Here is a 25586-nt window from a genome sequence, read left to right on the forward strand (position 1 = left end):
TTTTTGAGGAATGATTTGTACGGAGGACTTTCCATTGTATTACGGTTACAAATTGCGGAGTTTTTTTTCATGTTGTACGTATTTACTGGATAGAAAATCTACTGTTTCCTGCGTTTCCCTCAAACCTACCTGCATCCCATCAAATTTTTTCTCAAGGCGGTCAAATCGATCATCCATCCGTTTTTCAAGCCCATCAATCTTGTCTGTTTATTCGAACCTTTTATCTTTTTTCTCAAATTTTTTATCAATCTCATCAAATCTTTTGTTAATTCTTTCAAAGTGTCCTTGCAGCTTTTTATCATTTGTTCAAAATGAAGTTCCAATGCGCGCAAGATTTCCTTAATTCCTGATTGTTCCATTATTTTCACCTCCAATTAATTAACTCTATTATATCTGCTAGTTTTGCTTTTGAAAAGAAGTGTTAGAAAACATGGCTTGTCACTAAAACCTTTGAATTTTTTATACCTAATACCAATAAAGTTGAGACTTTCTTAAAAGTATAAAAAAGGTTATTGAAGTAATCATTCATCACTCCAATAACCGCATCTATCCCTATCATGTGTCATCGATTATTTCTTTTTATCCATTTTGTACTTCCCTTAATAATGAGTTCTTACTTCCGGATTCTGACGGTACTCCGCCCATAAATCCTCAATCGATTTTCCTGTTATTTCTTCAAAAATATCGAGGTTGAACGTGTCCTTCTGCATTTCCCGATTAATAATGTCTACTGCAAAATGATTCTTGTGCTGAGTAATCCATAATAAAAAGCGCGCGGTTACTCGATAACCACTGTCATAGTTATCCGTTTCCTTTATTTCCTCTGGCAATCTCCAGCTGCCATTGTGTGGACCATAGACATATCTCGTATAATCTGCAATCCCTTCCGTAATCCACCATGTATCATCATTGTAGGTTGGATAGCCTTGAGCAATGTGCGTCAATTCATGGGTGAAAAGTGCGACATCATCAGGATGAGTCAGAATCCAGTTTGAGCTGACAACAATTTTGCCGTTATCTGCATATGCTACTCCATCGTAGGCAGGATCAAACTCGAGCGTTACATTTCGGCTTGCTTCCTTAGGGTTGAATGAATACTTTCTTACCAACTTCGGATAAACCTTAAAATATAGATCCACAAACTCATCAATTAAAGGTTTGATAGCTGGATCCTCTACGCCGTTTATAACCTCAAGCTTATACCTTCTCTTTTCATATTCCTGTGTTGTTTGCGTGAAATTGCTTGTTTCATAAGAGGCAGTCTCCTTTGCTAGAACACTAGAATAACCACCAAACCCACTCACCAAAAGCCCAGTACAGATCAAACCGCTTACTAACCTTTTCATTCAAAATCCCTCCACGAAACTTTATTATTTGCTTACTCCAAAATTGTTGTTGGCATAAAATCTATAAATTGCAATGTGTATGCTGGGTTGTTTTCCGCGGGCACGGCTTAAGCCTCCTCGAGAAACCCACTCTGCGGGGTCTTAAGACTCGTGCTGTTCCCGCAGGGAGTCAACGGTCCTCCGCTCCAAACAACCATCATATAATAGTGGGTGAGCAATGATTTTCATCTTTTCACCCTTCAGTGATTGGAGCTGTGGGCAGTCGACTCCTGCGGGATGATAGGCATAGGTGAGACCCCACAGAGCTTGACAGCTAAGGAAGCCCGACTAAAACCGCCCTTTGCGGGCAACGTCGGCTACCCCTCGCCGGGGCAAGGAGGCTCACCAGCCGCCCGCGGAAAGCGACTGCCCGCAGCGGAAATCACGTTGCTGTTACGTCCCAATTTTTATTAACTGCGATGATATTAGCAACAAACTAAGCAAAAACTGCCTTCCTTATTCCGCTCCCCTAACACGAGCCCACTTATAATCATAAGTAATACCAACCTGATTATGCAGCACACCCTGGATTTTCGGTGAAATTAACAGTGCACGTGAACTTTGGTACAACGGCGCAACTGCCGCATCCTCAGCCAATATTTTTTCAGCCTGTAAAAAAGCATCAAAACGCTTTTCCGGTTTAAGCGCTAACTCATCAACCGTACTTTGAATTAATTTATCGTATTCAGGATTCGAATACCCCATATGGTTGTTTCCACCATCCGTCAGCCATAAGCTTAACCAAGTATATGGATCAAGATAATCAGGACCCCAGCCAGCGAATTCGATATCATAATCCATGTTGGTATCCAGCTCCATCTTTTGTTTAGACGGAACCTGTTTCAAGGTAATCGTTAATCCCGGAAGGTTTTTCTCCATTTGATTTGCAACATATTGATTCATCACCTTCGTATTCGGTTTGTCTCCACCCAGAAATTCAAGTTCAACCTTATCCTTACCGATTTCCTCTAGTCCCTTTTTCCATAATTCCTTCGCTTTCTCTTTATCGTACGTTACCAAATCACCATTAATTTCACGGAAATACTCACCGGTTTCAGGGTCAACACTGAATTTTTCCGGAACAAAGCCATTCGTAACAATGGATCCATCATTCAGTACTTCATCAACAATCGCCTGTTTGTTAATTGATTTGCTGATTGCTTTGCGAATGTTCACGTTTGCCAATGCTTCCGATCTTGTTTGGTTAAATTTCAACCAGGATAATGTTCCCTGTGGTATCGTCGTAAAGTCATCGCGTGACGAATATTTGTCAACAAGGTCAGACACGAGCATAGCACGATCGATTTCACCTTTTTCGTATAAATCGACCCTTGTCTGTGCATCTTTGACCACGTCAAATGTAATCTTCTCCAGGTTCACATGCTCCGCATCCCAGTAATCTGGATTTTTTACTAATGTCCAGGAAGTTGACGTATTCTTCCAATCTTTTATGATAAACGGACCATTAGACAATAGTTTCTTAGAGTTAGTCGCATATTCTTTCCCCTGCTTCTCAACGAATTTTTCATTTAACGGGAAAAGGGTTCCAAACGTTGTTAATGATTTGAAATATGGCGTAGGTTTCTCAAGTGTAACGATCAGTGTATGGTCACCATCCGCTTTTACACCTAATTGATCCGCCGGTAAATCACCTTCGTTTATCTTTTTAGCATTTTTAATGACGCCGCCCATGATGTATGGGCCATACTCCGATCCAGTAGAAGGATCGACCGCCCGCTGCCAGGAATAAACGAAATCATGCGCAGTTACGGGATCACCATTGGACCATTTCGCATCGTCACGTAAAGTGAATGTCCACGTCAGCCCGTCATCACTAACTTTATGTTCCTTTGCAATACCTGGGACTAGCTTGCCGCCCTGCCCAATGCGGTAAAGTCCCTCCATGGTATTCCCCATGTAGATAAATGAAATTTCATCGGTGGCCATCGATACATCCATTGTAGGAATCGTATCTTCCTCGACTAGATTAAGGATTTGCTCTGTGTCGCTGCTGCCTTCAGATGATTCTCCGGAATTACTATCAGCCTTCCCACTGGTTTCGTTGTCCCCCCAGAACATGCAACCATAACGATACTCAGCAAAAGACCCAACGCTAACAAGAGCGAAAGTTTCATCGACCTCATCATTTGTTACCTCCCGTTTTTTGTACGAATATTTTCCAGAACCTAGTAACCCATTACATCCGCTTCACTCGGTTTTCGTCTATCCATTAACTTGTTCTGCCAGCTCCCTTAATTCAATCCGACGACCTTTTTTATGCGAAACTGCTGCCGCCTCATTAATAGTAGTCAAATTCACGACGTCTTCTCTCGTAATTGTCGGTGCAGTTCCATCTTTAATTGCCCTAATCCACTGCTGCATCGGCATTGGTAAGGCGGGCAGCACTTCCTCTGGGATCACCCATTCCCCTTCACCTGACTGACGACTTTTTAGACGAATCTGTTCATCCTCCATTAGCAATGTTCCTTCTGTTCCATACAGTTCTAATTGAAATGGACTCCCGTTTGATAGAAAGCTAGTTTCAACAACACCTAACGCACCAGATTCATACTCTAGTAGAACAACAGCGTTATCATCAACTCCTATCCCATTCGTTTGCTGAAGTCGCGCGTTCAGCGCTAATACAGATCCAGCAAGCCGATTTGTCAAATAAATCGGATGTGCTCCAAGATCAATCAATGAACCTCCACCACATTGTTCCTTATCAAAAAAGCGTTCCGGCAGCCAGCCTTGGTCTTTCCCTTCTATTGGCACCGCACCATTATGAGCAAGACGGCAGCGAATCATGGTCAGTTTACCGAGCAAGCCTTTATTCACTACCTTTTGTGCATATAAATAACAGCTTTCTGTTAACCTTGGTAAGGAAACCATTAAGTTAACCCCTTGTTCATCGACAGTCTCAAAGATTTCCTCACACTCTTCTCGGGAAAAAGCCAATACCTTCTCCGTGAAAATATGTTTCTTCTTAGTTGCCGCAGCAAGTATAATCTCCTTATGCAAATTCGTAGGTGTATTGACAATCACGGCATCGATAGCCGGATTGGATAAAACGGCATGTAAATCCCCTTCGAACGGAACACCAAGCTCCTTTGCCCATTTTTCTCCGCGTTCAACTTCTTCATCCCACACAAGCTCGATGGAAACGTTCTCATTTTCACTAGCTTCGCGCGCATAGTCATCAGCATGTACATGCCATCTACTTAATAATGCAACATTTAACATTGCAACCAACTCCTTAAACTTTAAATTTTAGGGGTAACCCCGCTGAAAAAGTGGTGGATTTTAAAAACCTAGCCTCCCACCTTTAGTTAGCATCTTGAATATACGGAGACTCCTCGAAAAAGAAAAACACTTTTTCTTCGTGCGATGCCTATTCAGGGGAGCTTTCCTTGTCCTGCGGGAAGTGAGAGATCGGCGAGACCCCGCAGGACGGCAGTTAATGAGGCCCGACTAAAACCGCCCTTTGCGGGCAACGTCGGCTACCCCTTGTCGGGGCAAGGAGGCTCGACACTCGCCCGCGGAAAGCGTAGTATATTCAAGATGCGATGATAGATCCACTTATTTGTACTTTATTTACCTTTTTCAGTGGTCCCATTTCTTCTCCTACACTCCTCTAGTCAAAATAAACAGCTTTGCCCGTTCTAGCAGATTCATAGATTGCTTCTAAAATTTGCGTCACGACTAACGCTTCTTCTGGTTTCACGGTTGGTTCCGTATCATTCAAAATACTTTCAATCCACAACCTCGCCTCCAAGTCAGCATCACTTTCCTTCTTCCCGTCGTAAAAAGCAACCCCACCTGCACCCAGTTCCACCTTTGTCGTGTACAGTTTACTGAGTCTTTCACCATTCAGACGTAACCCATCTTTCATATCTGCGCCACCTTCTGTTCCACTTAGAGAGCACTTCGCTTCATCGACGTCTAAGGAATTCAGCGCCCAACTTGACTCCAAGGTAATCGTTGCACCATTTTCCATGGTAATAAACGCAAACGCAGAGTCTTCCACAGTGAATTTTTCCGGATCCCACGGTCCCCAGGCGTTTGCCGCATCTTTTGTTTTCCCTAACTTATGGTAAACGCTTCCCATCACGGATTTTGGTTTATAATTGTTCATCATCCATAACGTTAGATCCAGCGCATGTGTCCCAATATCTATCAAAGGGCCACCGCCTTGCTTTTCTTCATCCAGGAATACTCCCCAAGTTGGAACGGCACGGCGGCGGATTGCATGTGCTTTTGCATAATACACTTCACCAAGATCACCTTGCCTGGCAACCTTATGTAAGTACTGACTATCCGGTCTAAACCGATTATTATAGCCAATCGTCAGCTTTCTGCCCGTACGTTTTGCTGCGTCTACCATTAATTTAGCTTCTTCTGACGTTTTGGCCATCGGTTTCTCACACATAACATGCTTCCCCGCTTCCATAGCGGCAATGGAAATCTCTGCATGGGATATATTGGGGGTACATACATGGACAACGTCAATTCGTTTATCTTGCAGCAGTTTTTTATAATCCTCATACACACTCGATTCGTCACATCCATATTCCGCAGCCGCTCTTTCAGCCTTTTCTAATTCAATATCACAAAAGGCCACTAATTCCACTTGATCAATTTTGCTAAGACTTGGAAGATGTTTTCCATTTGCGATTCCACCACAACCGATAATGGCTACATTCAGTTTTTCAGACACATTTGTATCCTCCCTTGACGTTTTCTTTTAAAAAACTATATCACACTTTCAACCTGTATGAAAGGTTAAAATAATATAAATTTTATGCTAATTGAAAATGTTTTATAACAGAGTCCTCTCATAGTATAATAAGTTCAAAATAGAGGTGATTTTGTGAAAGCATTAAAGAAAAAACGATTATCTGAAATTGTCGCAACTGAAATTAAAACATATATTAAAAATGAGAATTTACAAAAAGGAGACCGTCTTCCGTCCGTGGCAGAGCTAGTTCAAACGCTGCAAATCGGACGTTCATCCTTACGTGAAGCGTTACAATTGCTCGAATCACAAGGGGCATTAGAAGTTTTAAATGGAAAGGGTACTTTTATCAAAGATATGAAACCATTCCATATTCAAATGGCCTTCGAGGTGGAAAATGAAAAGAAGTTCTTATTGGAAACCCTTGAAGTAAGAGAAGCATTAGAGGGTAAAGCCGTGGAACTGGCAGTAAACGCAGCAAGTCAGGAAGATATCAATCAAATGAGTTTCCATCTCAAGGAATACGTGAATTCTATTGAAAATGGTGAACGGGAGAAAGCAAATAAAGAAGATGCCCTCTTTCATCAAGCCATCTATCGAGCATCCAAAAATCCAATGTTGGAGAGCATAATAGACTCGGTATGGGATGCTTTTCACGAGTTCTGGAATGAACCTTTTGGAAAAGGTGATATCTTTGATCCAAGTTACCCTTTCCATGAAACCTTGCTAGAGGCTATTCGGACAAAAGATCCCCAGAAAGCACTGCAATCCTTTCATGAGATAATGAAGTCTGTTCGGAATTCTATCGAAAATGTTTAGTGATGCAGTACTGCATTTATGATAGACATTAGTGATCAGAATAACGCTATCTTTTTATAATCTAAAATATCCAAAAAAAATACCAAAACCCTTTTTCTGTTTGCATACATATAAGCCGCTCGTGAATAATAAAAGCAACTTTATTTACGAAGGGGTTTCAAATGATTACCAATAAAGAGCTACTTCAAAAATCGGAGCAATTGAACAACTTAGACTTAACCAAGTGGTTTAATCAAGAACTATTTTCCCTTCCATGGTTTGTTACTTTCTTTATCGTGCTTGTCTGCTATGTTCTATTTTTTTATCTTGTAGACAAGAAGCGAATAGTGGAGATATTACTTTACGGTTCTTTCGTAGCAGTGCTATTTGTCGTTTATGATTCATTTGGAAATTTCTTTGGCTACTGGACAGACCTTATAACTGTAGTCCCTTTTAGTCCTAACTTTTTCGGGGACAGTTTTACAGTCGTACCCTTAATCTCCATGCTAATATACCAATACACATCGTCATGGAAAAGTTTTATAATCTCCTATATCGTTTTTTCAACTGTACTTGAATTCGGATATTATAATTACCTGTTAGAGAAATTGGATGTGTATACCTTCCTAAAGCCGGAGCCATTTCTAATCCTAATTGATTACATTGCAATAATCCTAATTGGTGTCATTCCCCGTTTAGTGACGATCTATCTTTTTAAAATAGAGGAACGAAACAGAAATCATTAGTTTTATTTATTCTTGCAGTTGGAATATATTTAATTAGGCTTTTTTCGTTAAAGGGCATCAACCTTTCATTCGAAAATTCATGAGTTCAGCTACTAACGCAAAAAGCCTCCTATTCTCCTTTTCCGAGATAGAAGGCAATGAAAACCAGTTTATTCTATTTTGATAATCTCTGGTTGTATTGGATTTAAACCATTATAAATACCGATGAAACCATTAGTTGATTTTCGATATTTATTCTACTCCGCCTTTTTCAAATTAACATGGTTCACCGTTTGATCGAACCCTTTTATGATGTCGTTATCACCAATCACAAAGTGAAGTTCGTAGTCCCCTGTCTGATAAACATAATCCGTTTCGTCAGTACCTGGGACGTTAAGAATTTTATCGGCAGTACCCAATTGGTTTCCTAATAAGTCTGGAGTGATCCTTCCAAGATTCGTTTGCCGCTCAACACCAGTTCCAAAGTTACGAATTTCTGCTATGGTATTGTCTTTGTTGTACGAAAATCCATGTCCGGCTTGTCCCATCTCCCAGCCATACAACTCAAATTGATGGTCAACCATTCCAGGATTTCCTAACTTGTTGTGAACTTCTTTTTTGGTAGCTTGGTTAATGTTAAGCCCTTGGACATATCCTGGCATTTCTCCCTCAAAGGCCGAATGGTAAATTTCATTCAAATAACCAACTGCATTTTGGTTCGTATGGTGGGAAATCTCCGCCTGATTAGAAGTTGCATGAACTGATCCAGCAAGAGATGGCACCCCTACTAATACTGAACCCGTCAATACCGACGCAGCGATAACTTTAACTACAGGTTTAGTAGACCTCATGATTTATCCCTCCTATCAAACTAAGTTCCCTGGAAACTAAAAATAAAACCACCCCCATTGGCCTATTTTTTTACAATCCCTTCATTGCCCCTTCATACCATCAACAAAAATATTTTCAACAGCCAAACAACAAACAAAAACCCCCACACCCGCTACAGGAGACCATTAAAAAGAAAAATGGTAGACATTAAAAAACACAACATTTCACCTTCACCTAGCATCGTGAGATACAAAGACTCTTCGAAAAAGAAAAGCACTTTTTCTTCATGCGATTCCTATTCAAAAAGGCTTTCCTTGTCCTGTAGCAAGAGAGATCGCGAGACCCATGCAGCAACGCAGAAGGGCACTGGAAAAGTGATAGATATTATAAAATATAGCCTTTCACCTTCACCTAGCATCTTGAATATACGGAGACTCCTGCGGGAAGTGAGAGATCGGCGAGACCCCGCAGGACGACAGTCCGCGGAGGCTCGGCACTCGCCCGCGGAAAGCGCAGTATATTCAAGATGCGAAAATAGATCCACATATTAGTCTACAATCTACACCTTTTTCAGTGCCCTCGGACGACAGTCCGAGAAATCGCCACATATTTGTATGTTCCCGCTAAGAATCCATGACTCTCTCCTCCTATATAAAGCTTTTCGTATCATTATTATGACTAAATTTATAAATAGCAACAAGAAAAAGTGCCGCAGCAAAAGCAAACAAAATCAAAATGTTTAAATACAAACTCCCAAATGTGTTTCCTTCCTGCAATTTTGTCAAAGTATCCAACGTCCAGCGCTGTGGCAAAAATGCCGCTATCTTTTGAACCGACTCCGGCATCACTTCAACCGGCCAAAAGCAGCCAGAAAGCATCACAGTCGGCATGATAATCAAATTAGTCAAAGCATTCGACGCACTCCTGCTGTTGGAGAACGCAACAATAACTAAAGATAGACCAACTGAAATCAATGAGAAAATAACCATCACAAGCAGCGCCTTCCAAAGCGGAATATTTAAATCAATTTGAAAGACATACGACAAGAAAACGAGCGTAATGATTGCCTGAATAATCATTACCATCATATTCACTATCACATTCGATAGAATATATTTACGTGCAGTAATCGGCGTGGATAACAAGCGAAAGTAAGTGCGATTCTCCTTTTCCGCCAAAATTATTTCCGATAAATTAGCTGCTGAAAACATCATGATCATAATTAAGAAACCAAGCGCAGATAGTGTCATCGTTTTGCTGGCCGACGAATCTTCTACCGTTGTCGTTTTCAATTGAACATCCTGCTGCTGGTAATCACTATACATGCGGTTAAACATCGCCAGATCCCCATCCGCTACTTTGCCAAGCGTGCTTAGATTATCGATATATTGATACAAATAGGATTTGACAAAACCGGTCACACTTTCTCCTTTGATCGATGTCAATTCTATGTGATCAGGTTCCCCTGCTAACACACTCGTTGAATACCCTTGATTAAAGGTGATAACACCGTCCATTGTTCCCGACGTCACCTTTTCCTTTATGGAGCCTTCCCCTATTTCCGTTATCTGGATATTGTCAAGCCCCTTTAAAAAGGTAATAGTCTCATTAGCAATTGGCCCATCATCATGGTTTACCACACCAAAGGTCATTTCCCCGCTTTGTCCGCCATAGGCAACAAGTGAAATAAAGATCCCCACTAACGGGGTAAACAGATAGAATAGAATATTTTTTTTGCTCCGGAATGTAGTTTGCAGCGTCTTGCCAATCAGCCATGCGATATCCCTCATTTATAATCCCTCCCGTCGTCTTAAAAACACTGTCGTTATCAATAAAAACACAAACGCAATACCAAGATTCATCCCGACCGCTGGCACAACCGATGACAAATCGTTCGCGTAAATCATATCGAACATCGCAGCATTCTCAAGCGTTAATGGAGACAGATTGGCAATTATCTTCACAATGCCCTCTGGATTCTCAATCGGGAAATACGCACCGCCAAAGAAGGATGCAAGCTGAATAGCAATCATAATTATCACAGTTGGCCCTGCTTGTGATTTGATGAAAAAGGAAATCCCAAGTCCAAAACTGACGGCCAGAATAACCTCCGTCACAAGCACAAGAAATACCATGCCATAGTGATCTCCCCAATTAACGTGAAACACTAACTTGCTAAATAGCACAACAACGGCAATACAAGCCAAATTAATACCGATACTTCCAAGCACTTTCCCGATAAAAATATCTCGTTTATGGATGGGGGCCACCATTAATCGGCTTGCAGTATTACGTGATCGCTCCCCGGAAATCAACCCGCTGGCCGCCATTGCTCCGTACAAGGCAATCATGGTCGTCATGACAACCGCATAATAATCCATGGAACCTGGTTTTTTTGAGGGCAGCAGGGAATGATCATCAATATAATCATGGCTGGGTTTACCTTGGAGTACGCTCCCAGCCTTCTCTGGGGCAGCCTTTGTCACTTCCGTCATTACATTATACCGGTCCACAAAGGAAGCAAGCGTCCCCTGTAAAATGCTGCCTTCGATACTGCTGCGATCATTGATAAACAAATGAAAGCCTGTTTGATCAATCGACACATATCCATCGGCCTCCCCTTGTTCGACCAGGTCTTTCCCGTTCTTCCCATCCTCTACTTGAGTAAAATGAATCCCGGATTGCGCTGCCCCCTTCGTAAATTCCTTGAATGGCTGGGTGAGCTCATCATTTGTATTGTTATATACCACATTCATTTCATCAATTGAAAAGTCCCCATTAAACGCGCCAGTTAACGCGGTTCCAAGCACAAACATGAGCACGATTGGAAATCCCAGCATAAATACAAGTGTGCGGATATCGCGAAAATCATGCTTGATTTCCTTCCAGGCTATTTGCAATATGGTCATTGTATGTCCTCCCTTCTTTCTAAGAATCCCGTAAGTTCCTGCCAGTTAATGTTAAAAATACGGTTTCCAGATTCGATTCTTTTTCATCTAACGTTCGGATTTCGATTTCGTTATTGATAAAATAAGCGATAATCTGATTTAAGTTGTTCACACCTAATTCGGTCGTAATTTGCACCGTGTTTTCCACCACTTTTACATTTATCACGCCTTGGATGGCATGAATTGCATCCGCATCAATCGCTTCGCTGGATCTTACTTCTATAAAGATAAGCTTAGAATCGGTGATCAGCGATTTCAGTTGTTCCTTTGTTCCTTCTGCAATGATTTTCCCATGATCGATAATCGCGATGCGCGTACAGATTTCCTCGACTTCCTCCATATAATGACTGGTATAAATAATGGTACAGCCCATTTCATTCAATTTACGGACTGACGTGAGGATATAATTTCTGGATTGCGGATCAATACCAACTGTTGGTTCATCCATAATGATCAGCTTTGGCTGATGGGCAATCGCACAGGCGATGTTGAGTCTCCGTTTCATCCCGCCGGAAAACGTTTTGGGATAGCTTTCCTGTTTTTCAGCTAAACCAACGAATTCCAACGCCTCTATTGTACGGTCCCGCAGCTCCTGCCCGCGCAAACCATACAAACCCGCAAAGAATTTCACATTTTCATAGGCAGTTAAATCCTCATAAATGGCTAACTCCTGTGGCACAAGTCCAATATGCTTCTTGATAAACGTGCTATTTTTATTCGTGTCCTTCCCTAAAATCATGATCGAACCTTTGTTTTTGCGCAATAGTCCGGTAACCATATTGATAACTGTACTCTTACCGGCACCATTTGATCCTAAAAACCCAAATATTTCCCCTTCTGCAATTGACAGCGACATATCATCAACCGCGATAAAGTCACCAAATTTTTTCGTCAAATCAGTTATTTCCAAAATATTCATCATTTCACCTCTCCGGTTTGGCTAGACATTTTTTATGCTTTCTTAAGTATAAAAAAAAGAACGCACAAACATAAGTGCATTCTTTCATGACTTGACATGAAGTATTTCACGTTTTCCGGATGACTATTTCAATGTTGAATCGGAAGCAGGGTGGTTACGGAGAATCCGTCCGTGCCGTCAATAATGATTTTACCGTCAATCGCCGCCGTTCTTTCTTCCATGCCAATAATTCCTAAACCCTTTTCCACTTTCACTGCACCGTTGCCATTATCTTTCACTTCCACCCGAATTAGCTTATTCAGGACGTTTACATCGATCGCAATCTGTGTGCTCCGTTCCGCATATTTCAGCGAATTGGTTAACGCTTCCGTCACATTATCGTGAATAACCTTCCATTGAATATGCGTGATGCGATCCATGTTTCCTTTACAAGTTAGGGCAGTATGTTTATCATGCTTGGTTATGAATTCATCGATCGATAATTTTAAGCGATTGACCCCCACCTGCTCCGTCGTCGGTTTCATATTTTTTAATGTGAACCGAATGCTGTCAATCCCTTCCTGCGTGATGCCAATTGCATTTTGCAGTAATTCCTTCGCCTTTTCCGGATTCAGGCTCATCATTCGTTTCGCCGCTTCCATTTGAATCAGTGCACCCGCAATCGAATGGCCAATATCATCGTGAATTTCCTGTGAGATTCGATTCCGTTCTTCTAATTTAAACATATATGCAGATTGTTTCATGAACGCATCATTATCGTTAATTTGCTTCATTAATTTCTGCTGGGTAATCCGCATGGCGTCCAGCTGGTCTTCGTTCTTCATCAGTCGCAGGTGGTAAAACCTCCCCATGGTATAGGTTAAAAAAGTATATATAGCGACTAGTACGTATACGGCTTGTATACTTTGGTCCACGTAGGCGACCGGAATTACAGCCAAAAGAAAGGGAATGACTTTTTGCTTTGTCCATACATTTGTTAGTTCGACAAACGATAACGGTAAAAGCAGCATAAATAATGGGCTTACATTTACACTCCCAATAATGGATAAAGCGATCGAAAGAAGCAGCAATCCGACCTGGTAGCGTTGTTTAAGCAGATGCAAACAAATATTGAGACAGAAATAGGTCAGCAGCAAAAAGACCGCCCACGGGATGTCTACCGTTTCCTTATAGACAAAATTTAGCGCAATAAAGAAAATCAAGACCAGCTTATTGATCAGTGCCCATTGATCCATGGTTAGTACACTTTCCCTGTCAGGTAATAGACGGCTATTTGTGTACGATGCTTCAGGCCAATTTTGCCAAGGATCGTGGTGATATAATTTGCTACTGTTCCTCCTGAGATGTACATTTCTTCCGCTATTTCCTTATTCGAATAGCCCTTGGCAATACAAGCCATAATTTCCAGCTCCCGCTCCGTGAATAATGTCGTATCTATTTTCGCATCCCCGGAAACCTGCTGACCATTCGATAAGGAGGTTTTGATTTTATCGAGCATTTCATCCTGGATAATGCTTGTACCATGATAGACACTTTTAAGAGCATCCCGTATCCGCTCAGGGTCATTGTTTTTTAACAAGTACCCTTTCGCACCGTTTCGGATCGCACCAAGGATATAATCATCATCATCAAATGTAGTCAAAATGACTGGTTTTGTTTTAGTAGATGCAACGATTTGCTTTGTCGCTTCCACCCCGTCCATACGAGTCATCCGGATATCCAATAAAGCAATATCAACAGCATGCTTCCGGCAATATTCCACTGCCTCAGCCCCATCACTTACTTGAGCCAGCACATTAAATTCTTCATATGTATTTAAAATAATGTGCAGCCCTTCTCGAATAAACGAGTTGTCATCGGCGATTATGATTTTAATGGTCATGTTAAAATCTCCCATCCTCGTTCTTTTCCATTAACTTTCTACATGTTATTATACATGAAACCGGGATACTTCATAGCGAGTATTCGGCATGGAAAGTTAAAAATATGACAACAGGAGATGAGCAAATGAAAAAATGGTATGCAGCAGGAATTGCTGTTTTATTAATTGGAATGCTTGGTGCTTGCTCCAATCAATCGGATGATGCGGCAAAACAGCCAGACAATGATAAGAAGGAAGTACAAGATAATGACAACACCATGGAGGATAGTGATCAATCAGCTGAACAAAGTGATCCAGATCAAGGCAGCGGGAACACTTCTGATGAAACGGACGAAATAGGTGAAAATAATACCGGCTCCCTGACGCAGCGTGAGGTAATCCAGGCGGTCAAAAACCAACTAAGTACAGACCTGGATATCAAGCTGCCAAAACAGCTGCCACTGAAGGAAGGAAAACATTTAACAGCAACAACTTCTTCGGCAGGTGATCACTACCAGATTACTTTCTATTCAAGTGCTGAACCGATTCCGATTAATCATGAGACATTGAACGGAGCGAATAAACAGGCGAAACCAATCGCGGTCTTGAAGGTGAAGAAATATCCAAATCGCGACAAGGCCAATCAAGCTATCGGATTTCAGGATTTCTCCAATAACGGGGCACATAAAGTTGACCTTGGACACGGCATTACCGGATACCAGGATGCAGGTGCTGGCCATGCCCGGACGAACTGGAATTAAGGCAGATGGGCTCTTTCCACCCAGGCAACAACGAAGAATTCCAACAAAGGCGTAAAGCTCGCCAAGGAAAGTGTTGCCTTCCTGGAAAAGAACACCCTGCCAATCCCTGATAAAAATGGATCTGTGCACCTGGATGCAACTGGCAACGACAGCAGTGCCAGCTGGCAAAAAGGCTCGACTGTCTATACATTAGAAGAGGTTGCAGATCCAATGGACGTTTTGAAAATTGCTGTTACTTTTGAATAGGAGTGCGGATTAGCAATTGTAGACGTAAGGGCTTGAGTTTTGGACTAACGGGTAATCAAAAACGAAGCGTCATTCATCATCTTTTTGCAAAATTGTTACTTAGTCGCACACCCGTTACAAGATAAGCCACTGAAAAAGGTAATTGTAGTACAAAATAGATAGATCTATCACCGCATCTTGAATATACTGCGCGCACCTTAGGGCGAGTGACGAGCCTCCTTGCCCCGGCAAGGGGTAGCCGACGTTTCCCGCAAAGGGCGGTTTTAGTCGGGCCTCATTAACTGCCGTCCTGCGGGGTCTTGTCGGTCTCTCACTTCCCGCAGGACAAGGAAAGCTGCCCTGAATAGGCATCGCACGAAAAAAAAGTGCTTTTCTTTTTCGAGGAGTCTCCGTATATTCAAGATGCTAAGTGAAGGTGAATAGCTAAATTTTTCAAATCCATCACTTTTTCAGTGCCTTCGTTACAAGAACCTGTGGAATTTTAGAAATTGGCAGAGGAACTTACTATGATAAATTAGAGTTGCTTTATCGAAGGTGTTTAGAATTTTTAAAACGACACGAAACCAAACCTCTTCAAAAGCTAGAATTTAAAGAAATGTGGCTCAATACTGATAAGATGACCTATTATTTCAATAAGATATAATTTATCTAAGGTAGTTCGCTTTAAAACAAGCGAACTTATTTTTAAAGATTATTTTTTAAAAATTTAAAATGTTATATAAATATTTATGTTAAACTATATATAGAGTTTGTGATGAAATGTACACAAACTAACGGAGCAGGATAGTTGAATAAGGGTTATATTAAAAGGGGGTTGGACTAGCGAAAACAATACCTAATATCATTGATAGTACCGCCGAGCGGAATATTTTAAAAAGGGGAATTCTGTGAAAATATGAAATATGTATGAATATTATATTTCTTTGAAACTTATTAACGTAATTCATCGTATTTTTTTATAAAGGGAGATTTTATATGAAAAAACAAACGTATAAATTATTTGTAATCGCTTTATTCGCTTCACTTCTTTTATTGACAGCTGGTTGCACAGGAAATGCAGAGCAGGAAACTCAGGATGAAAATATAGAGACAATTGAATCCGTATTACAGAAAGCTCTTACAGGACCAAATGATGAATTGAAGAAAATATTTAATAATGAGGAAATCGAAGACTTAGTACAATATGATAAAGATCATTTTGAAGAATATTTTGCAAATGAAACATCCTATGTGGAATTTGTAAGTCAAAATAATGGTTCTGGAATACTGATTCAAGCAATGAAATATGATTACAGCTTTAAGGTGAAAAATATCGAATATGAGAAAACAGAATCTGAAGAGATAATTTATGATTTCACCGTAGAATTGCAGTACCAAAAAGAAGGAAGCGAAAAATCAGAAGTTGAAATAGTAACTGGAGAAGCAAATTTAAATGAAGAACATAAGATAGAAGATATGTTAATACGTATAGATGAATTTTTAGGTTCCTTAGTTAATTAAAGGGTAGCGTTAGCTGAAGAAGGATAGTAAATTTTAAGTTAAAGAGGCTGAGACAAAAGTGAGTCAGTCATGGGGAAATCCGAACTATGATTCCAAATTCTTTAATTAGAATTTGGATTAGTTCGGATATTTTTCTTGGCTGTTTTTGTAAACCTTATTGCGAATTGTCCATAAACTGCAACGTAACTAAAAAATTATCACCCCGGCGGTCGCTGCGGAAAAACACTGCGCTTTCCGTGGGCAGCTAATGAGCCTCCTCGAGCTTACGCTCTCCGGGGTCTCATCGAGGCTTCTGCTCCCACAGGAGTCTCCGTGTTTTTCCTTCGCTAATGGTACTTAGCAACGGTATTATCTGGTCCATCCACTATTACGATGGTGTCTTACGCTCCGGACCGTTGACTCCTGTGGGAACAGCACGAGTCTTAAGACCCCGCAGAGTGGGTAAAGGTGAGGGCCGACTAAAAACGCCCTTTGCGGGCAACGTCGGCATACTCCTTGCCGGGGCAAGGAGGCTTAAGCCGTGCCCGCGGAAAGCAACGGTCCGCAGCGGAAAACAACCCAGCGCATATGTCGCTATTTTTATCAACTGCGAGTTAGATCCAACTATTGGAAAATTAACTTTTTAAGCTGTCTATCCTGTGATTGTTCGTCTTTCAGTCAAACATTTTTAGTTATGTCCCAGCCCCTTTCTTGTTATTTATAGTGTTAGTTTACTGGTGAAATGTTTGCTAATTAGTATGATATTTACATTGTTATTAGCACTTTTCTCCCCATCAACCGAACCCGTTAGTTTCGGACTCAAGCCTTTCTTATGAGAGGCTTTACTGGATTATGGCTTATGACTTATTTTTCCGCTTCGAACGCATGCCATTTAACACAGTTACCCCTTCCGAATTGAGATAGTCTTGATACGCTTCGCTCTCCACCCCATAAATGGAAACCTTTCCTTCCGCATTATAATGAATCCCCCATCCATATTTTTTCACTAGTGGCGAAGCTCGAAAACATGCTTTCGGTTTTGCAAAGAACTGCTCCCGTTGTTCGTCTGTATCTTCTATTTGATTTCGTATTGAATGGGTTTTAAATTGGACATCATCTTGCGTATATTGGTAGGGATTATTCTTGATCAACTCATATTCAATGGAAGCAATCGTCGGTTTTTCATTTCTTGGGACAGGTACAATAGCAGGGTCCGCAGTCGAATCTTCAGAGACTTTGATAAACGTATTTTTGTAGCTCATTGATTACCCTCCTGTTTTGTTGAAACATGGATTTCCCCCTTTACGATATTATCATCAAAATGGTAGATAAAATAATAAAGACAATTAATATACTAAACAATATAATATTCTTCTTTTCTTTATAATAATATGAATTAAGTACTAAATACACCGCCAAGCCTAAAAATATTAAATTAAAAAGAATGGTCCAAAGGGTTTCATATTCACCAAGATAATCATGAATAGAAAGATAACTCATAATGAAGATTGTTGCGAATAACCATAAGAAGATAATCATAATGAGCTCCTTTTAGGTAAATTTAACGGTTAATCTTGTTTCAGCTTTGTAAATGAAAAGCACTGAAATCCACTAAACTGGACTTCAATGCTTTTAAAGGTTGATTCTTATTAAATTCCTCAGAAAGGTTGTTTCAAACTACTTTTTATTAACAGAAGCATCGTAAATTGTATCTACAGCATTTTTCAACGCCGCGTCAAACTCTTCCGCAGACTGATCAGCATATAAGTCAGCAGCAAGTGCACGGGAGAAGCTTGCAATGAGACCATCATTTTCTTTCAACTTTTCATTTGCTTCGTCACGGGAATAACCGCCGGAAAGAGCGACAACACGGACAACGCGTGGATGGTCAATCAATTCTTTATACATATTAGCTTTTGTCGGGATAGAAAGCTTCAGCATCACATTTTCATCTTCAGCTAATTTATCCAGATTTTTAGCGATTTCATCACGCAAGATTTCTTCGGATTTTTCCTTATTCTCACTGTGAATATTTACTTCTGGTTCGATAATAGGAACTAGACCAGCAGCGATAATGCGTTTACCAACTTCAAATTGCTGTTCCACTACGGCTTTAATGCCACTTTCGCTTGGCTCATGGATGACGGAACGCATTTTTGTACCGAAGATTTTCCGTTCATTGGCGCGACTAAGGGTCTCGTCCAAATCATGAATTGGTTTCATAAGCTGAACGCCATTTTCTTGATCAGCTAGTCCTTTATCCACTTTTAGGAAAGGTACGATGCCATTATCAGCAAGGTAATCTGCTGTATATTTGCCATCAATTTCGCGATCCATTGTTTGTTCGAATAGGATAACGCCTAGGATTTGATCGGCATTAAACGCAGGTGACTTGATGATTCTAGTGCGCATTTGATGCACCTGATCAAACATTTCCTCTTCATTGGAATAAGCACTTTCCGGCACTCCATACTCTGCCAATGCTTTTGGCGTGCTGCCGCCACTTTGATCGAGTGCAGCGATAAATCCTTTTCCGTTCTTAATTTTGTCGAATTGACTGTTGTTCATGATATCTACTCCTTTTATTTCTAGTACTAAAATATTCCTTTATCTACTTTCCCTTACCCATGATAACATTTTTTCTGCATGGATGAGTAGCACTACTTTTTGGAAACTTCTTTTCAATGAAAAAAACTAGTTATTCACCCTTCTCCATAACTGCAAAATAGTTTTGCTCGCTATCGGCAAAATTAAATACCCTGCCAGATGGCATGTTTACAATTTCTCCGACTGTGATGTCTTTACCGGATAGGTCGTTATGCAGCTTATCAAGGTTTTCTGAGAAAAACATGAGCGAAGGCGTGCCGAGATTTAATTCAGGCTGCATCCTGGCAATTAATTCTTTATTATGAAGTACAATCGATGTTTCAGATTCCGCTGTTGGCGCAATTTCAATCCATCTCATTCCATTGCCATCACCTTCATCAGAAACCACCTGAAACCCCACCTTTTCCGTCCAGAATTCCACCGCTTTATCCTGGTCGTTCACATACACCATGATTTGCCCAACTTTATTAATCAATCTCCCTTCACTCCTCCGTTTTACTATTATAGCTTCATAATAGCATTTTTTTTGATGAATATCATCTGGGACGTGGGGACAGGTCCCTTGTCCCGTTTACGCTGAACCGCGGCTATGCGTGCCTACTCCTAGCATTGACTTTTATAAATTGACCAAATGGTTTAAATTTTTTGTCAGAAAATGTATAATGAACATTTAAATATTTTGAAAAGAAAGTATTTAAAGCAATCAGATTGGAGGTTCTAAATTTGAGTATTGAGTCAGATTTATCTTTATTGTGGTATGTAGTAGCATACGGGATTCTGATGGTTATTCTAGGAATCTATTACTCGAAGAAGATTTCAAAAAGTGAAGACTATATTTTAGCAGGAAAAAGCCTGGGTACACTTGTGTTAACCGGCACACTTATTGCAACGTGGGTAGGTAGCGGAAGTGTAACAGGGGGACAAACCTCGATGGCATACAGTTTTGGATTGATTCCAGCTTTTCTTGTAACCATTCCATCCATTGTTGGGATTGTTGTCCTATATTTTATCGCCCCTAAAATTCGCAGCCTGGGGAAATATACTGTTTCTTCCATCTTGGAGGATAAATATGGATCAGGTGCCAGATTACTGGCCAGCATCATCATTATTCTTGCTTATGTAGGGATCGTTTCCTACCAAATAAAAGGAGTAGGATATATTTTAAACGTTACGACAGGGATCTCCGTTCAATGGGGTACTATTATTGGGGGAATTTTAATTATCTTTCTTGCGACTGCAGGAGGACTTAAGTCTGTTGCGCCGACAGATGCGATAAGTTCAGGGATTATGGTATTTGGACTCTTACTTGCTTTGCCGTTCATGTTCGCCATTGCGGGAGGTTGGGATGAAATTACCGCAAATGTTCCAGCAAGCCATCTAACTGTTACCGGATCCCTTTCAACTATTCAGCTGTTAGGATACTTGCTGCCGCCGCTCTTCTTATTATTAAGTGACCAGAATATGTACCAGCGATTAGCCGCTTCAAAGAAGGATAGCGCAACTAAAAAAGCAAATATCGGCTGGATTATTGGTCTTCTGATTATTTCACCTGTAATCGGGCTGATTGCTTTCGCAGCCAGTTCCATGTTTAAAGACATTGAACCCGGAATGGCGCTGATGGCCTCGACATTAGTGCTGCCAAATGTCATTGGCGGGCTTTTACTAGCTGCAGCAACTGCGTTTATTATTACAACTGGAAATTCTTTCTTATTATCTGGGGCTACCAATGTCACATACGATATAGTGCAAAAATATGTAATGAAAAAAGCAACCGACAAACAGTTATTGAACATGACAAAACTCTTTGTTGTACTGCTCGGAATTTTATCTTACGTTTTAATACGGTTTTTCCCAACAATCTTGGATGTCCAAATGTACGCCTATACCGTGTATGGCGCCGGACTCACACCAGCCGTTCTGGGTGTATTGCTTTGGAAAAGAGTCAATAAAGCCGGGGGCATATCCTCCATGATTGCCGGTGTAGCAACAACATTATTGTGGGAAATAGTTCTGAACAAGCCCTTCGAAATAAACAGTTCAGTTATCGCTGTTCCGGTGGCCATTTTGGTTCTCGTTTTCGTTACGCTTGCGACTTCAAAAAAATAACAAGCATACTCCCCTCCTTTGTTACATGGGAGGGGATATTTTTACATGCTTTCTATATCGTTAGACGCTTTAAATCTCGAGGATATTCGGTTATCAATTCATAGCCGTCAGCGGTAATAATCACCGTGTCCGAGTGACGAAATCCGCCCACGCCCGGTATATAAATGCCTGGCTCGATACAGAATGCCATTCCTTCCTCTAACTCCAATGAATTATCAAAGCGGATATGCGGTTCTTCATGCGAAGATACACCTATGGCATGTCCCACTCGGTGTATGGCATATTCCTCAAGCCCTGCTTCCGTGATTACCTTTCTTGCAGCCAAATCAATTTCCTTCGCCTGTACACCTGGCTTAATCATCTTCAATGCGGCTTCCTGCGCCCTTACCATTACATGAAAAGCCTCTTTTTGTCTATCGCTTGCTTTTCCGACAACAAATGTACGCTCTAGCTCGGCGCGATATCCATTTAACCCGACCTGTCTGGTATGGATCGCCACATCACCTTCCTCTAGTTTTCGTGTATTGGAAAATACATGCGGCATGACGCTGCGCACTGGTCCAGAAGGTGTCATAACCGTCAAATCAAGTGATGCGTTCGGATATTCCCTGGCTGTTTCAGCAAACAGCTCCGCATTTCCCGCTGCATCAACTTCAAGCTCTGTTACCCCTTCGGCAGCTGTGCGAATGGATTTGTCCACCGCCACTTCAACCAGCTTTCCCGCTTCTTTCATCGTTTCCATTTCCTGAGGATTTTTTCGGTAACGCAATGTTTGAATCCGTTTACTCGCATCTGCTACATTAAAACCTACTTCTTTTACATCCATAACTAATCTCGCCGATGCATAAGAAAGATCAAAAGCAATTGTTTCGCCAGGTCCGTGCTTCTGTTTTAGAACCTGCTGCAGCAGTTCAGTTGGATCATTTGATGCATTTCCACCAGCCATTTCGGGGGTCTCATAATAGGCATAAAGGTTATCAACCTCTGCCTCCGCTTCAGCATGCTTTTCCTCCAACGATGGCAGAATAAAAGCTGACGTTTCATGATCAATAATTAATAATATCGGTCTCGAATAAATCAATGCCTTAAAACCACTCAAATAAAATTGGTTCGCAGGGTCCGTGATAACCAAAGACGCCACATTATTCTCATTCATCCATTCCCTAACTCTAGAAAACTGACTATTCATTACCAAGATTGCAAGCTCCTTTCAGGGACAAGGGGACAGGTCCCTTGTCCCGTTTGTACTTTTACTTTAATAGAATATAAGTCTTGTTCATGATCTAGGTTGTAAAGGACCAACCTATGCAGTACTACATCGATTCCCCTTAATGAGTACAGTGTAACATGTAGAAAAGGAAGAGAGTTAGATTTCAATTTAGCACTTGGCGTTACCTTTCTATTTAAGGAAAGTCTACCTCACGTACGTTCCACAGACACCGTCGAACGCTTTCTAAACACAACTTTTTCCCAAACATTCCGAGCATATGGAACAAGCACTCGATCCAGACCAATTTTGCTCGAGTTAAAGGCTGCCGCAAGAAGAATGAATTCCATCAGAATCATTTGTGGATTCGTACTTGTGGTCCCGGAAAACATGTACGAGAAATTTAACAGCAATGCAACAAAGACTGAAAAGGTTGTGCAAACCCCCAGTATTAAACCGATCCCGACAAGGAATTCTCCCCATGGAACCAGGACATTGAACCACTCAACATGTGGTAACGCAAGTTGTTCGAGGAATGTGCTCCACCATGGCTGAACCGCTGGGTGTTCCCCTGATGCCTTGGTTAACGCTCCTTTTAAGAAACCAGAAGCGTCAAATGATCCCGTGATTTTTTCCCATCCGGCAACTGCCCACTGCCAACCAAGATAAATCCGAATTATTGTTAATATGTATGCGACCACAAGATTATTTTGTAAAAAACGAAGCATTTAGCTATCCATCCTTCTTTTTTAATTGATAATGATTATCATTATCACAGTTTATGATTATAAGGCAATAAAGGATAAAGGTCAACATGCTTTCTGTAGTGTTTTTGACCCACGTTTAAGTTGCAGCCATACAATTAATTAATAATGCGAGCCCTGGTTTGCACTTAACTATACAACAAAAGCCTGAGTTGAAAATTCAATTTCAACCCAAGCTTTTGTGTATTTTTTACCGTTTAAGTTTTTATCAATTCACTCTAACTTTTCAACTTCTTCCTTCTTAAGCCCTGTTATCTTTGATATAAAATCAATTGACGACCCCTCTTCCAACATCCGGTTGGCAATTTGCTTGATTCCTTTTTCAATCCCCTTTTTAATACCCCGCTCCTCCCACGAATTAGGCAAATTCAGAATCTCATCGGCATTTTCCAATTCACTGATTTCCTTCATTGCTTTTCCTTCTGCATTTCAAAATAGTGTGGGACATAGGGATAGGTCCCTTGTCCCTTTTGTGCTGTACTTTAAGGGAAGTAAATCTTGTATACACGTAAAAGGACCACCCTTATGAAATACTACAACATCCGGGCCTATCGTTTTCCGCTAATAGGTACAGTCCAGTACGGAAAACAGCTATTTTAGTCACCCAGTATGACAAAAGTTCGAGTTAAACTTCTGATTTCAACTCAAGCTTAATCGTTTTTCACCACAGAGTGACAAACTATATAAATAACTATAATTTTTTTATCTCTTCTTCATCCATTCCTGTTACCTTTGATATAAAATTAATTGGCGATCCCTCTTCCAACATCCGGCGGGCAATTTGCTTGATTCCTTTTTCAAACCCTCTTTCAATTCCTTTTTTAATACCCCGCTCCTCCCACGAATTAGGCAAATTCAGAATCTCATCAGCATTTTCCAATTCACTGATTTCCTTCATAAGCTTTTCTTCCTCCTTTTCATCCAATTTTAGATAGCTTTCAAAAAAGTCATTTACAAACCTGGATTCTGCAGGGTTGACCTCCAGCCGCACAAGCATTTTCAAAATTCTTTCTTAACCTGTACCTTTTCAGTCTCCTTATATCCCATCTTGCTAAGCAATGCTGCAGCTACGGGATTATTTGACTCAATATAGTCCCGCCAGTTCTTTTTCCTTAATTCGAGCATCAAAAAGTTAAACGTCAGAACGTGGAAAAAAGGAAATGAAATCATATACTCTGTTTTTTCCGTTTTATTTTCATCGTAACTAAATACGACAATTGGCAAAATTGGTTTTCTATATTTATTATACAACAAACTAAAATAATGAAACATCCGTTCATTGAAATCGGGATCCGTGTAACTTTGGGGTTCGACATGGATGATAATAAATGTATCTTTACCCTTCTATGAACAAATTGCACCATTTCTGCAATAGACATTCATCAGGATTATACGTATGATAATTTTATACGATTAAGTTTATTCCTTTGGAAGGTGAAGTCAGATGCGGATTGTCCCAGATAAACCTTTTTTATATAAAGGTGGAAAAAGAGGGGTTCTTTTATTACATGGTTTTACAGGAAATACAAAAGATGTGCGGGCCCTTGGCAACTATTTAAATAAACACGGCTATACCTGTTATGCGCCTCTATACGCTGGTCATGGAACATCGCCAGAAGAACTACTAACTTCACGGTCAGCAGAATGGTGGCAGGACGTTGTGGATGGATACAACTATTTAAAAAAGCTTCAAATTGAGGAAATTGCGGTTGTCGGCCTCTCCCTAGGGGCTCTCTACGCATTAAAACTTGGCAGCATGCTGCCTGTCAATGGAATTGTATCAATGTGTGCACCGATAAAGAAAAAGAGCCTAGAAACGCTTAGCGACCATATTACAAGGTACGCAGTAAATTACAAGAAGATGGAAAAGAAATCTGATCAGCAAATCCAGAACGAATTAACGTCTATACACAAGTCTTCCGATACTATTTTACTAGATGTCCAGCATGTGATTGAAGATGTAAACAACAGGCTTCCTGCTATTGAGTGCCCTGCACTTATTATCCAGGCAAGACAAGACCATCGTGCAAATCTGGAAAGCCCAGACATCCTATATAACAAAATTTCATCTACCAAAAAATCTATAAAATGGTACGAACAATCCTCCCATATCATCACCCGAGGACCAGAGAAAAACCAATTACACACCGACATCCATGACTTTTTAGAAGGGACGTAGGGACAGGTCCCCTGTCCCTACGTCCCTATTGCTGC

At 40.8% G+C, this 25586-nt stretch carries 25 protein-coding genes and 1 pseudogene; 7 read left to right on the forward strand and 19 right to left on the reverse strand.

Features of this window, described 5'->3' with window-relative positions; translation table 11 throughout:
* Positions 1–125 precede the first annotated feature (125 nt).
* From CFK37_RS19830 to CFK37_RS00020, 5 genes are all read right to left on the reverse strand, one after another.
* On the reverse strand, positions 126–359 hold the full coding sequence (locus CFK37_RS19830; RefSeq protein WP_157724769.1) for a hypothetical protein: 234 nt from the start codon (positions 357–359) through the stop codon (positions 126–128).
* Positions 360–599: 240 nt separating this feature from the next.
* Entirely contained in the window at positions 600–1346 is a 747-nt protein-coding gene (locus CFK37_RS00005; protein ID WP_089059981.1) for a basic secretory protein-like protein, read from the reverse strand.
* A gap of 495 nt (positions 1347–1841) precedes the next feature.
* Positions 1842–3464: a peptide ABC transporter substrate-binding protein gene (locus tag CFK37_RS00010; RefSeq protein ID WP_342746726.1), complete on the reverse strand. Its 1623-nt coding sequence runs from the start codon at positions 3462–3464 to the stop codon at positions 1842–1844.
* Positions 3465–3608: 144 nt separating this feature from the next.
* Positions 3609–4628 (reverse strand): Gfo/Idh/MocA family protein, encoded by a 1020-nt coding sequence (locus tag CFK37_RS00015; protein WP_089059982.1) that lies wholly within the window; start codon positions 4626–4628, stop codon positions 3609–3611.
* A 391-nt stretch (positions 4629–5019) separates the two neighbouring features.
* Positions 5020–6102, reverse strand: a complete 1083-nt coding sequence (locus CFK37_RS00020; RefSeq protein WP_089059983.1) for a Gfo/Idh/MocA family protein — start codon at positions 6100–6102, stop codon at positions 5020–5022.
* A gap of 153 nt (positions 6103–6255) precedes the next feature.
* Here CFK37_RS00020 and CFK37_RS00025 point away from each other — a divergent pair, with 153 nt between their 5' ends.
* Together CFK37_RS00025 and CFK37_RS00030 are read left to right on the forward strand one after the other, a co-directional pair.
* Positions 6256–6939, forward strand: coding sequence for a FadR/GntR family transcriptional regulator (locus CFK37_RS00025; protein WP_089059984.1), 684 nt, complete (start codon positions 6256–6258; stop codon positions 6937–6939).
* A gap of 161 nt (positions 6940–7100) precedes the next feature.
* Positions 7101–7664, forward strand: coding sequence for a hypothetical protein (locus CFK37_RS00030; protein ID WP_089059985.1), 564 nt, complete (start codon positions 7101–7103; stop codon positions 7662–7664).
* Positions 7665–7900: 236 nt separating this feature from the next.
* Here the strand turns inward: CFK37_RS00030 and CFK37_RS00035 are convergent, their stop codons facing one another.
* From CFK37_RS00035 to CFK37_RS00060, 6 genes are all read right to left on the reverse strand, one after another.
* Positions 7901–8494: a YjgB family protein gene (locus tag CFK37_RS00035; RefSeq protein ID WP_089059986.1), complete on the reverse strand. Its 594-nt coding sequence runs from the start codon at positions 8492–8494 to the stop codon at positions 7901–7903.
* A gap of 627 nt (positions 8495–9121) precedes the next feature.
* Entirely contained in the window at positions 9122–10264 is a 1143-nt protein-coding gene (locus tag CFK37_RS00040) for an ABC transporter permease (protein ID WP_089059987.1), read from the reverse strand.
* Positions 10265–11383 carry an ABC transporter permease gene (locus tag CFK37_RS00045; RefSeq protein WP_089059988.1) on the reverse strand — a complete coding sequence of 373 codons (1119 nt, stop codon included), beginning with the start codon at positions 11381–11383 and terminating at the stop codon, positions 10265–10267. It lies immediately after the preceding gene.
* Positions 11384–11402: 19 nt separating this feature from the next.
* Positions 11403–12341 (reverse strand): ABC transporter ATP-binding protein, encoded by a 939-nt coding sequence (locus CFK37_RS00050; protein ID WP_089059989.1) that lies wholly within the window; start codon positions 12339–12341, stop codon positions 11403–11405.
* 128 nt (positions 12342–12469) lie between these two features.
* Positions 12470–13576, reverse strand: a complete 1107-nt coding sequence (locus CFK37_RS00055) for a sensor histidine kinase (protein ID WP_089059990.1) — start codon at positions 13574–13576, stop codon at positions 12470–12472.
* 2 nt (positions 13577–13578) lie between these two features.
* Positions 13579–14223: a response regulator transcription factor gene (locus CFK37_RS00060; RefSeq protein ID WP_089059991.1), complete on the reverse strand. Its 645-nt coding sequence runs from the start codon at positions 14221–14223 to the stop codon at positions 13579–13581.
* Positions 14224–14348: 125 nt separating this feature from the next.
* Between CFK37_RS00060 and CFK37_RS00065 the strand changes: the two genes are divergently transcribed.
* The 3 genes and pseudogenes from CFK37_RS00065 to CFK37_RS00075 all read left to right on the forward strand — a co-directional run bounded on the left by CFK37_RS00065 (position 14349) and on the right by CFK37_RS00075 (position 16709).
* Entirely contained in the window at positions 14349–14963 is a 615-nt protein-coding gene (locus CFK37_RS00065) for a hypothetical protein (protein ID WP_089059992.1), read from the forward strand.
* 706 nt (positions 14964–15669) lie between these two features.
* Positions 15670–15849: pseudogene (locus CFK37_RS20295) on the forward strand (hypothetical protein); the annotation flags it as partial.
* Between the two features lie 335 nt (positions 15850–16184).
* Positions 16185–16709, forward strand: a complete 525-nt coding sequence (locus CFK37_RS00075) for a hypothetical protein (protein ID WP_089059993.1) — start codon at positions 16185–16187, stop codon at positions 16707–16709.
* 836 nt (positions 16710–17545) lie between these two features.
* Here the strand turns inward: CFK37_RS00075 and CFK37_RS00085 are convergent.
* From CFK37_RS00085 to CFK37_RS00100, 3 genes are all read right to left on the reverse strand, one after another.
* The gene (locus tag CFK37_RS00085; RefSeq protein WP_089059995.1) at positions 17546–17950 is read right to left on the reverse strand and encodes a DUF6157 family protein; all 405 of its coding nucleotides are present in this window, start codon (positions 17948–17950) and stop codon (positions 17546–17548) included.
* Between the two features lie 415 nt (positions 17951–18365).
* The gene (locus CFK37_RS00095; RefSeq protein WP_089059997.1) at positions 18366–19256 is read right to left on the reverse strand and encodes a fructose bisphosphate aldolase; all 891 of its coding nucleotides are present in this window, start codon (positions 19254–19256) and stop codon (positions 18366–18368) included.
* A 130-nt stretch (positions 19257–19386) separates the two neighbouring features.
* The gene (locus tag CFK37_RS00100; RefSeq protein WP_089059998.1) at positions 19387–19770 is read right to left on the reverse strand and encodes a VOC family protein; all 384 of its coding nucleotides are present in this window, start codon (positions 19768–19770) and stop codon (positions 19387–19389) included.
* Positions 19771–20018: 248 nt separating this feature from the next.
* Here CFK37_RS00100 and CFK37_RS00105 point away from each other — a divergent pair, with 248 nt between their 5' ends.
* Complete coding sequence (locus tag CFK37_RS00105; protein ID WP_089059999.1) at positions 20019–21401, forward strand: sodium:solute symporter family protein; 1383 nt, start codon at positions 20019–20021, stop codon at positions 21399–21401.
* A gap of 52 nt (positions 21402–21453) precedes the next feature.
* Here CFK37_RS00105 and CFK37_RS00110 read toward each other — a convergent pair whose 3' ends face one another.
* The 5 genes from CFK37_RS00110 to CFK37_RS00130 all read right to left on the reverse strand — a co-directional run bounded on the left by CFK37_RS00110 (position 21454) and on the right by CFK37_RS00130 (position 24596).
* Positions 21454–22590 carry a M24 family metallopeptidase gene (locus CFK37_RS00110; RefSeq protein ID WP_089063486.1) on the reverse strand — a complete coding sequence of 379 codons (1137 nt, stop codon included), beginning with the start codon at positions 22588–22590 and terminating at the stop codon, positions 21454–21456.
* A gap of 230 nt (positions 22591–22820) precedes the next feature.
* The gene (locus CFK37_RS00115; RefSeq protein WP_089060000.1) at positions 22821–23336 is read right to left on the reverse strand and encodes a DoxX family protein; all 516 of its coding nucleotides are present in this window, start codon (positions 23334–23336) and stop codon (positions 22821–22823) included.
* Positions 23337–23585: 249 nt separating this feature from the next.
* Positions 23586–23783 carry a hypothetical protein gene (locus CFK37_RS00120; protein ID WP_089060001.1) on the reverse strand — a complete coding sequence of 66 codons (198 nt, stop codon included), beginning with the start codon at positions 23781–23783 and terminating at the stop codon, positions 23586–23588.
* A gap of 280 nt (positions 23784–24063) precedes the next feature.
* Positions 24064–24270, reverse strand: coding sequence for a hypothetical protein (locus tag CFK37_RS00125; protein ID WP_172840431.1), 207 nt, complete (start codon positions 24268–24270; stop codon positions 24064–24066).
* Between the two features lie 101 nt (positions 24271–24371).
* Entirely contained in the window at positions 24372–24596 is a 225-nt protein-coding gene (locus CFK37_RS00130; protein ID WP_172840432.1) for a hypothetical protein, read from the reverse strand.
* Positions 24597–24816: 220 nt separating this feature from the next.
* Here CFK37_RS00130 and CFK37_RS00135 point away from each other — a divergent pair, with 220 nt between their 5' ends.
* Complete coding sequence (locus CFK37_RS00135; RefSeq protein ID WP_089060004.1) at positions 24817–25551, forward strand: alpha/beta hydrolase; 735 nt, start codon at positions 24817–24819, stop codon at positions 25549–25551.
* Positions 25552–25586 lie beyond the last annotated feature (35 nt).

Source organism: Virgibacillus phasianinus, from assembly GCF_002216775.1.
Taxonomy (GTDB): domain Bacteria; phylum Bacillota; class Bacilli; order Bacillales; family Amphibacillaceae; genus Virgibacillus_F; species Virgibacillus_F phasianinus.